Annotated in this window: 12 protein-coding genes and 1 pseudogene; 2 read left to right on the top strand and 11 right to left on the bottom strand. The window is 64.6% G+C overall.

Features of this window, described 5'->3' with window-relative positions; genetic code table 11:
- The 11 genes from MOV74_RS22410 to MOV74_RS22360 all read right to left on the bottom strand — a co-directional run.
- The coding region (locus MOV74_RS22410) for a hypothetical protein (RefSeq protein ID WP_246926936.1) at positions 1-222 on the bottom strand (222 nt) is incomplete at its 3' end.
- A gap of 101 nt (positions 223-323) precedes the next feature.
- The gene (locus MOV74_RS22405; RefSeq protein WP_246926933.1) at positions 324-1,040 is read right to left on the bottom strand and encodes an MgtC/SapB family protein; all 717 of its coding nucleotides are present in this window, start codon (positions 1,038-1,040) and stop codon (positions 324-326) included.
- 146 nt (positions 1,041-1,186) lie between these two features.
- Positions 1,187-2,206 carry a WD40 repeat domain-containing protein gene (locus MOV74_RS22400; protein ID WP_246926930.1) on the bottom strand — a complete coding sequence of 340 codons (1,020 nt, stop codon included), beginning with the start codon at positions 2,204-2,206 and terminating at the stop codon, positions 1,187-1,189.
- Positions 2,206-3,252: a GTP-binding protein gene (locus MOV74_RS22395; protein WP_246926927.1), complete on the bottom strand. Its 1,047-nt coding sequence runs from the start codon at positions 3,250-3,252 to the stop codon at positions 2,206-2,208. The genes MOV74_RS22400 and MOV74_RS22395 overlap by 1 nt, the downstream gene beginning before the upstream one ends.
- 53 nt (positions 3,253-3,305) lie before the next feature.
- A complete protein-coding gene (locus MOV74_RS22390; protein ID WP_246926925.1) occupies positions 3,306-4,169 on the bottom strand; it encodes a metal ABC transporter substrate-binding protein in 864 nt (287 codons plus the stop codon).
- A 2-nt stretch (positions 4,170-4,171) separates the two neighbouring features.
- Positions 4,172-5,041 (bottom strand): metal ABC transporter permease, encoded by an 870-nt coding sequence (locus MOV74_RS22385; RefSeq protein WP_246926922.1) that lies wholly within the window; start codon positions 5,039-5,041, stop codon positions 4,172-4,174.
- Positions 5,042-5,047: 6 nt separating this feature from the next.
- A complete protein-coding gene (locus MOV74_RS22380) occupies positions 5,048-5,800 on the bottom strand; it encodes a metal ABC transporter ATP-binding protein (protein WP_246926909.1) in 753 nt (250 codons plus the stop codon).
- A 2-nt stretch (positions 5,801-5,802) separates the two neighbouring features.
- On the bottom strand, positions 5,803-6,051 hold the full coding sequence (locus MOV74_RS22375) for a hypothetical protein (protein WP_246926906.1): 249 nt from the start codon (positions 6,049-6,051) through the stop codon (positions 5,803-5,805).
- Positions 6,052-6,143: 92 nt separating this feature from the next.
- Entirely contained in the window at positions 6,144-6,644 is a 501-nt protein-coding gene (locus MOV74_RS22370) for a hypothetical protein (protein ID WP_246926903.1), read from the bottom strand.
- Positions 6,641-7,252 (bottom strand): permease, encoded by a 612-nt coding sequence (locus MOV74_RS22365; RefSeq protein WP_246926900.1) that lies wholly within the window; start codon positions 7,250-7,252, stop codon positions 6,641-6,643. The genes MOV74_RS22370 and MOV74_RS22365 overlap by 4 nt, the downstream gene beginning before the upstream one ends.
- A gap of 260 nt (positions 7,253-7,512) precedes the next feature.
- Complete coding sequence (locus MOV74_RS22360; protein WP_246926897.1) at positions 7,513-8,109, bottom strand: superoxide dismutase; 597 nt, start codon at positions 8,107-8,109, stop codon at positions 7,513-7,515.
- 243 nt (positions 8,110-8,352) lie between these two features.
- Here MOV74_RS22360 and MOV74_RS22355 point away from each other — a divergent pair, with 243 nt between their 5' ends.
- On the top strand, positions 8,353-8,880 hold the full coding sequence (locus MOV74_RS22355; RefSeq protein ID WP_246926893.1) for a GNAT family N-acetyltransferase: 528 nt from the start codon (positions 8,353-8,355) through the stop codon (positions 8,878-8,880).
- Between the two features lie 84 nt (positions 8,881-8,964).
- Positions 8,965-9,249, top strand: a pseudogene (locus tag MOV74_RS22350) (MATE family efflux transporter); the annotation flags it as partial.

Raw genomic sequence — 9,249 nt, 5'->3', positions numbered from 1 at the left:
CGTGGTCGGCCGGTCGCCGCCGGGCTTGGATTCCGCGGGCGTCTTGCCCTGATCGTCGGATGGTGTGCCCTGGAGCGGCGGTGTTGCCTGCGCCAGTTCCATCCGGCTCTGGGCTCGGATTTGCGCCAGCGACATCCCCGACACCACGACGCCTGCTGCGAACAGCGAACAGGCGATCATGAGGTCGCGTTTCAGTCTGCGCTTGTCATATTGGCCGGGCATGTCGATCACCGCCTTTGTCCGCGGGATCAACGAATTTGGCCAGTTGCGGTTCCGTGGCCGGCAAGACGGGAACCGAACCCCTGCGCGCCAAAACGCCGCGCTCACTCGGTGGTGCTGACTTCCCAGGTGGCGTGGCGCACGCCGGGCAGATGCTGGAGATCCGTCGCCACCGCGTTCAGTTCGTTCGGATCGACTGCTGTCGCGACCAGCTTTGCGACGACCTCGATCAGATCGTCCCCTGTCTCGACCACGTCGATATCGGCCACCGGATACTTTGCGCCCTCGAGCTTCTCGACGAGACGGTCGCGCATGTCGGGCAAGGCGTCGGCGGCAACCGCGAGCTTGAAATAATAGGTCGCCTCCAGCGCCTTCTCGTTGAGCGGGATGCGGTTGATGGCGTTGACCAGCGGGCGCAGCATCGTGTTGCCTGCGATGACGAACACGGTCAGCGCCGCGGCCTGCGCGATCATGTCGGCCCCAGCGCAGGAGCCGACCGCGGCCGAGGCCCACAGCGTCGCAGCGGTATTGAGGCCGCGGACGTCCATGCCCTGCTTCATGATGACGCCGGCCCCTAAGAAGCCGATGCCCGAAACGACATAGGCAATCACCCGCACCGCGCCATCGGCACCGTCCAGCTGCATGGCGAGATCAACGAAAGCGGCGGCGCCGACCGCGACCAGCACATTTGTGCGCAGGCCCGCGGTGCGCTGGCGATATTGCCGCTCCGCGCCGATCAGCGTGCCCAGCACAAAGGCCGTGGTCAGGCTGACCAGCGTGTCCGCGAAGTCGGCAAGCTGGAAGGTGGTCAAAAACCGCATGTGTTCGCGCCGCCGTCTCAGAGATGCGGTAGGGTGGGCAAAGGCGCGCTCTTCGCGCGACGTGCCCACCATTTTTGTTTCTCAGAGAGATGGTGGGCTCGGCGCAAGTGCGCCTTTGCCCACCCTACGGCCGGAACCATGACAGATTAAAGCTCCAGCAGGCCGCCGTCCCCATTTTCATCGGCAAACGCCAGCAGCGTGCCTTTCGCATTCCAGGCCATCGCGGCCACAGGCGGGGTGCCGTTGCGGCGGACGAGGATCTCCGCGCCGTCCTCCAGCCGCACCATCAGCACGGTGCCGTCGCTGTAGCCGGCGGCGAGGATGTCGTTCTTCGGATGGCAGGCGACCGCCGCCACGCGCGCCTGCAGCGGTGCGAGCATCGCGGGCTCCTTGCCCATCGGACCGTCCTTGCTGCCGAACGGCCATATGATGACAGTGTCGGCACCCGAGGTCGCCAACCCCTTGCCGCCCGCGCTCCAGGACATCGAGCGGACGCGGCCGGGATAGCCTGTCATGCGCATGTGCCTGTTGTCGGCGAGCCGCCAGCCGTGCAACGCCGCCTCGTGCATCGTCGTGACCAGGAACTTGTTGTCCGGGCTGAAGGTGACGCCGAGATGCGAGCCGGCCCAGGGCAGGAATTCGGCTGATCCTTCCATGTTCGGAAACCACAGCGTCGCGCCGTTGTAATGCGCGATCGCAAGCCGCAGCCCCTTCGGCGCAAACGCAAGGCCGCCAACGGTCGAGGGCACCTCGAGCGACTTCTCCTCGGTCTTGCCGCTCTTGACGGTCGCGATCTTGCCGGCTGACCAGGCGAAGGCGCCGTCGGCGTGCACCGCCACGGCGTCGATCCAGCGCCGCTTCGGATCGGTGGCAAGAAGTGTCACCTCGCCCTTGGCGTCGAGCGAAACAACCTTGCCGTCGTCGCCGCCCATGACGAGACGCTTGCCGTCACTTGCGGTCGAGAGAATGCCGCCGCTGTGCACGGCGACATTGGTGATCTCGCCCTTGGCGTCGACGAACACGACGTTCTCCTCGCCGCCGACGAAGGCGGCGCGAGCGCCAAGGAAATGCACCGAGGTCACGCCCATGCCGAGCGCAACAGGCTTGACGCGGTCGGTGACGGAAACGATCGAGGCGGAATCGGGGGCCGGCGTAAACTCTTTCATCACGAGACGATGCAGCTCTCAAAACCCTTGCGGATCGCCTCTTCCGGCAATTCGCGGCCGATGAAGACGAGGCGGCTCTCGCGCGGCTCGCCCTCCTTCCACTTCCGCTGGTGGTTGCCCTCCAGCATCATGTGGACGCCCTGGAAGACGTAGCGGTCGTCATCGTCGTGGAAGGCGAGGATGCCCTTGGAGCGCAGGATCTTGCCGCCCTCGACCTGCACCAGGTTCTGGAGCCAGGGCATGAACACGTTGGGATCGAGCGGCTTGTCGGTCTTGAGCGACAGCGACTGCATGTCCTCGTCGTGATAGTGCTTCAGGCCGTGGCCGTGATCATGGTGGTGATGGTCGTGGCCATGGTGGTGATGATCATGGTCGTGGTCATGATCGTCGGCCTCGAGAAAATCGGGCTCGATGTCGAGGATGCGGTCGAGGTCGAAGGCGCCGCGATCGAGCACGTCGGCCAGCGCGACCGAGCAACGCTCGGTGCGATGGAGTTTCGCATAGGGGTTGATGCCGCGGATGCGGGCCTCGACCTCAGCGAGCTCGCCCTTGCTCACGAGATCGGTCTTGTTCAAAACGATGACGTCGGCAAAGGCGATCTGGTTCTTGGCCTCGGGCGCATCCTTGAGCCGGTCGGACAGCCATTTGGCATCGGCGACCGTCACGACCGCATCGAGGCGGGCGTTCTTCTGCACGTCCTCGTCGACGAAGAAGGTCTGAGCGACAGGCGCGGGATCGGCAAGGCCGGTGGTCTCGACGATGATGGCGTCGAACTTGCCCCTGCGCTTCATCAGGCCGTCCATGATGCGGACGAGGTCACCGCGCACCGTGCAGCAGATGCAGCCGTTGTTCATCTCGAACACTTCCTCATCGGCGCCGATGATGAGGTCGTTGTCGATGCCGATCTCGCCAAATTCGTTGACGATGACGGCGTATTTCTTACCGTGGTTCTCCGACAGGATACGGTTCAAAAGCGTGGTCTTGCCGGCGCCGAGATAGCCGGTCAGGACGGTCACGGGAATTTTGGAGGAGGTCGCTTCAGACATAAGAACTCCGACATCAGGCTTGTTCGCGCGACGCGAGGCGGGTGGCCCCTGCCCTAGTGGTCAAGCGCGCTGGTCAGCGCCTTTATATTGTGCCTGACCATGTCAATGTAAGTGGGTGCAGGCCCCTTTTCGCCTGTTAAACCGTCCGAAATCAGGGTCCCGCCGACCTTTGCGCCGGTCTCCGCCGCGATCCGCCGGATCAGGCGGTCGTCGCTGATATTCTCCAGGAACACGGCCGGGATTTTTTGGGCCTTGATCTGGCCGATGATGGCAGCGATGTCCCGCGCGCTGGGCTCGGTTTCGGTGGAGACGCCCAGGGGGGCGATGAACTGGATACCGTATTCGGCTGAAAAATAGCCGAAGGCGTCATGGGTCGAGATCACCTTGCGCCGTTCCGGCGGGATTTTGGCGATGGCCTCCCGGACCTCGCGGTCCAGCGTTTCGAGCTTTTCCAGATAGGCCTTGGTCTGGGCACCGAAGAATGGCGCGTCATCCGGACTGGCGGCAGCCAGCGCATTGGCGATATCAGTGACGTAGACCTTGGCGTTGGGGACCGATTGCCAGGCGTGGGGATCAGCGGCCGCCCCCAACTTCAGGGGCGTGATGCCGGCGCTCGCCGTCACGACCTTCGCCTTGCTGCCCGCAGATTGCACGAGACGCGGCAGCCAGCCCTCCAGCCCAAGCCCATTGACGATGACGAGCTTCGCCTCCGCGACCCGCTTCGCATCGGCTGGCGCCGCCGTGTAGACGTGGACGTCGCCGTCGGCACCGACCAGCGTCGTAACGCTGACCCGATCCCCCCCGACATTGCGGACGAAGTCGCCGAGGATCGAGAAGCTCGCGACGACGTCGAGCCGCTCCGCGGCATGGAGCGGCGAGGCGATCAGCAACAGCGCACAAAGCAGGATGATCCGCATCGTCACGCTTCCAGATGCCGGCCAGGAAACAATTGCTGGACGATACCGCCGACGCGGCCGAACAGGACGGAGACGATGTAGAGCACCGTCGCCACCAGAATGACCGCGGGACCTGACGGCACACGGGTCTGGAACGACAGCACGAGGCCAGCATAGCCCGAGACCGCGGCAGCAACGACAGCGATGCAGATCATGACGGTGAGATCACGCGACCAGAACCGCGCGATACCAGCCGGCAGGATCATCAGCCCGACCGCAAGCAAGGTGCCGAGGGCCTGAAAGCCGTTGACGAGGTTGATCACGACGAGCGCAAGGAAGGCGAGATGCGCAGGACCGCCGGCACGGCTGACGGTCCGCAGGAACAGGGGGTCGACGCTCTCGATCACCAGCGGGCGGTAGATCACGGCGAGCACCAGCAGCGTCACGGTGGCGTTGAAGGCCACCACCAGCAGCGTCTGGTCGTCCATCGCGAGGATGTTGCCGAACAGCACGTGCAGCAAATCGATATTGGTGCCCTTGATCGAGACGATGGTGACGCCGAGCGCCAGCGAGGCCAGATAGAAGGTCGCGAGCGAAGCGTCCTCCTTCAGCCCTGTCGAGCGCGCGACCACGCCGGCAAGGATCGCCACCGCAAAGCCGGCGATCAGGCCGCCCGCCGTCATCGCAAACAGATTGAGGCCGGAGAGCAGGAAACCGACCGCGGCTCCGGGCAGGATCGCATGCGCCATGGCGTCGCCGACGAGGCTCATCCGCCGCAGCATCAGGAACACGCCAATCGGCGCGCCGGCCAGCGACAGGGCGATCACGGCGGCAAGCGCCCGCCGCATGAACTCGAATTCGGTGAACGGGCCGATCAGCGCGTCATAGACCATCTGTGATCACGCCGCCCGCGAGCGTCCGTCCTCGGCGCAGGCCGTGGCACTGTCGTCAAAAGCCTCGCACATGCGCATCGCGACGAGCAGGTTCTCCGGCGTCAACACCTCCGCCGTCGGTCCCCATGCCACGGGGCCACGCGCCAGCACCAGCGTCTGGCTGAAATGGTTGCGCACCATCTCCATGTCGTGCAGCGCGGCGAGCACGGTGCGGCCCTCTCCTTGCCACTGCTTCACGAGCGCGAGCAGATCGGTCGTGGTCTTGCTGTCGATGGCGTTGAAGGGCTCGTCGAGCACGATGAGCGCAGCATCCTGAAGCAGCACGCGTGCGAACAGCACGCGCTGCATCTGGCCGCCCGAGAGGGTGCCGATCGGGCGGTTCTCGAAACCATTGAGGCCAACGGACGCGATCGCGCGCAAGATCTTCCCTCGCGCGGCCTTGCCGATGCCGCCAAACAGGCCGGCGTCGCGCCACAACCCGGTGCCGACGAAATCGAACACCGAGATCGGAAAGCTGCGGTCGATCTCCGCACTCTGCGGCAGATAGGCGATGTCCCTGCTATCAAGCCCGCCGAGATGGATGCTGCCGTCGAGGGGCTTGAGGATGCCGACGATGCCGCGCAGCAGGGTCGACTTGCCCGCGCCATTCGGGCCGATCACGGCGACCAGCGCGCCTCGTGCGACCTCGCCGTTGAGATGGTGCACGGCCGGGTGCCGGTCGTAACCAAGCGTGACGTTGCGGAATGCTAATTGTGCCACGGTCACCTCATCGCCAGGAAGACCACGCCCCAGAGCACGGCACAGACGGCGAGCGCGGCCACAACGCGCGCGGCCATGGTCATGCGCAGGATCGACCAGGGTGCCGCCTGGGCAGGATGCGGCGAGGCCGCATCGTGGACATGGGCGTGGGTGTGGTCGTGCCCATGCGAATGGCCGTGGTCATGGGAGTGACCTTGGGAATGGCCATGAGCATGGTCTTGATGGCGGGCGTGGGACGCGGCGGGAACCATGCCAAGACGTTATATTATAACATTACGCCTGTCCACGACCGCTGGCGTCATTCCGGGACGATGAAGCTGACATCAAAAGACGTTCACACCTGTCACGGCTTGCCGATCACCATCGCGATGCCGGCCGCCACGAAGGGGAATGGCACCGATACGGCGCAGCGGAACCAGACGAAACGGGCCGGCATGAACGGGATCTCCCACAGGATCACCCGCTGGAAGGCAAACAGGGCCCACGCGACGACGTAGGCGACCACCTGGGGCACCCCGCCGCCCGACTTCAGCGCCACCGTGCCGATCGAGAAGCCGATGACAGGTCCGCCCGGCGTGGCGGCACCGGCGACCACGGCGGATGCGACCCCGAGCCAGCCGCTGTCCGGCCCGAGCCAGCCTGTGATCACCTCCTGCGGGATGATGGCGGCGATGTAGCCGGAACCGATCACACCGAGCGCGATCCGCGGCACGATATTGATGAAATCCATCGAACCTTCGCGCAGTGAGGCCTTGAACACGGCCGGGCTGCGGCGGAAGGCGATCAGGCCGACGCCGAGGACCGAGCCCCACAGCAGGATGTCGATCAGAAGCGCCGCACTCACGTCTCGTCGCCCCTCCGCTCGGGCTTCGGATACATCCTGACGTAGACGAAGCGGCCGAGCGCGCCGGCGAGCACCGGCAGCGGCAGCGAGATGAGAATCCGCCACAGCGTGAAATCGGTGCCCATGATCGGGATTTCCCAGGCCACCGCCCGACCATAGCCAATCAGGGTCCAACTCACGACCATGGCAATGGTGGCGCCGAAATCGGCACCGACGGCGAGCAGCGCGCTCGCCACGGGATAAGCGGTGAAGGGACCGCCGGGCAGGATCGCGCCGAAGGCGGTGCCGATCAGTAGACCCATCAGCCCGGATTTCGGCCCGAGCGAGCGCGAAACCTTTTCGTGCGGCAGGATTTCCGAGATGAAGGCCCCGAGCAGGCAGCCCGCCAGCACGCGCGGCAGGATGCCTGAGAACAGCGAGAGATCGTGGGTCAGGATGTCGAGAACGCCGTCGGTACCGTCACGCCGCCAGACCAGCGTCGCGCTCACCGCCACCAGCGCGGCAATGATGATGGTCGACCAACCGATCGGCTTGCGGACTCGTCCCGGCCGCGGCTCGGACTCCGCGTCCTCGGCAGGCGCCGGGTTCTTCGGGGAAGGTTCTGACAACGGGTGTGGGTCGGCTCGAGGGTGATGCCCATCCTGATTAAGGGCACCACCGACACCATGCAAACAGTACAATGACAGACCCGTGCGCGCGCCGCGCAGGGCAATTCCGCACAGCAAAAAGGCGGCCGCTGATGCGCCCGCCTCTTTGTCATTCCGGGGCGGCGCGTCAGCGCCGAGCCCGGAATCCATCGGGCGTCAGCCCGAGTGGATAGATGGATTCCGGGGTCGCGCTTCGCGCGCCCCGGAATGACGGGTCCAGCTTACGCCTTCTCGAACAGGGACTCGACGTATTCCCAGTTCACGAGGTTCTCGACGAACGCCTTGAGATAATCAGGACGGCGGTTGCGATAGTCGATGTAGTAGGAGTGCTCCCAGACGTCGCAGCCGAGGATCGGGGTGGCGCCGTGCACCAGCGGATTCTCGCCGTTCGGGGTCTTGGAGATTTCGAGCTTGCCGTTCTTGACCTGGAGCCAGCACCAGCCGGAGCCGAACTGGCCGACGCCAGCCGCCTGGAAGTCGGTCTTGAACTTCTCGAAGCCACCGAGGTCTTCGTTGATCTTCTTCTCGAGCTTGCCCGGCAGCTTGGTGCCGCCGCCATTGGGCTTCATCCAGCTCCAGAAGTGGATGTGGTTGTAGTGCTGGCCGGCATTGTTGAACACCGCGGGGTTCTTGCCGAACGAGCCCTTGACGATCTCTTCAAGGGACTTGCCTTCCCATTCGGTCCCCTTGAGCGCGTTGTTGCCGTTGGTGACGTAGGCCTGATGATGCTTGTCGTGGTGGAATTCCAGCGTCTCCTTCGACATGAACTGGCCGAGGGCGTCATAGGCGTAAGAGAGTGGGGGCAGCGTAAAGGTCATGGGATGTTGTCCGCGACTGATGGGGAACTGGCTTAACGAGGACTCTTATAGAAGGTTCCAGGGCCGTTAAATACCGCCAATTTGCGAAAACGCGTGATGCGGCCGCTTGGCACGATTGCATAAAATCGGCGCAGACGGCGGACGATCACCCAGGCTAGGCCGGTCGCCGCAAAATATCATTGCCTTTGAAGCGGTTATGACAGAACGAATGCACCGCGAACCGAAGATGCAAGAGACGAAACCATGAGCGTTGAGATCGACATCCTGAACGGCGATGCCTCGTGGCCGATCGCGGAGCCGCTGCATCAGGCCGTTTGGGGACCGCATATGGTCGCCGGCAAGCCCTGGGCTCACGTCAAATGGGCCAATGCCGATCTGCGCGTGCTGATCGAGACGCCCGAAGACGGCCTGGTCTGCCATGTCGGCATCTACTTCCGCACCGTCACCTGGAACGGACAGAAGACGCATATCGGCGGCATCGGCGGGGTCTGCACCCGCGAAGACCGACGCGGCCGCGGCTACGCGACCCTGGCGATCGACGCGGCTGTGCACACCATGCGCGCCAACGAGGCGGTCCGCTTCGCATTGCTGTTCTGCGAGCCGCACAACACCGCGTTCTACGCGGCCCGGAGCTGGCTGCCATTCGAAGGCGAGGTCTATTGCGAGCAGCCGGAAGGGCGAATCCGGTTCACTCACATGGCGCCCTATGTCTTCAACATCGTCCGGGCGCCGACCTTGGGGACCATCGACCTATGCGGCCTGCCGTGGTGACCCCTGCGTGAGGTGAGGCTGCCGCTGGGGCCTACCTGCCCTTATAACATGTCGATCATCATCTAAAATTCCGTCCGGTGACAAATGACGATCGACGCCACCCTAGACGCCGCGCCGCCGCGTGCCCCGGTCGCCTCATCCATCGCCAGCCTGCTAACGGCGCCCATCCTGCCAACGCTGCTGCGGCTCGCGATTCCCAACATGCTCGCGATGGTCGGCAGCACGCTGGTTTCGATCGCCGAGACCTCCTATATCGGCCGGCTCGGCACCATTCCGCTCGCCGCGATCGCGCTGGTGTTTCCGTTCGCGATGCTGACGCAAATGATGAGCGCGGGCGCGATGGGCGGCGGCGTCTCCTCCGCGATCAGC

Origin of the sequence: Bradyrhizobium sp. SHOUNA76 (genome assembly GCF_023006445.1) — a bacterium.
Lineage (GTDB): Bacteria > Pseudomonadota > Alphaproteobacteria > Rhizobiales > Xanthobacteraceae > Bradyrhizobium.
This window is presented reverse-complemented; position numbering and strand designations above follow the sequence as displayed.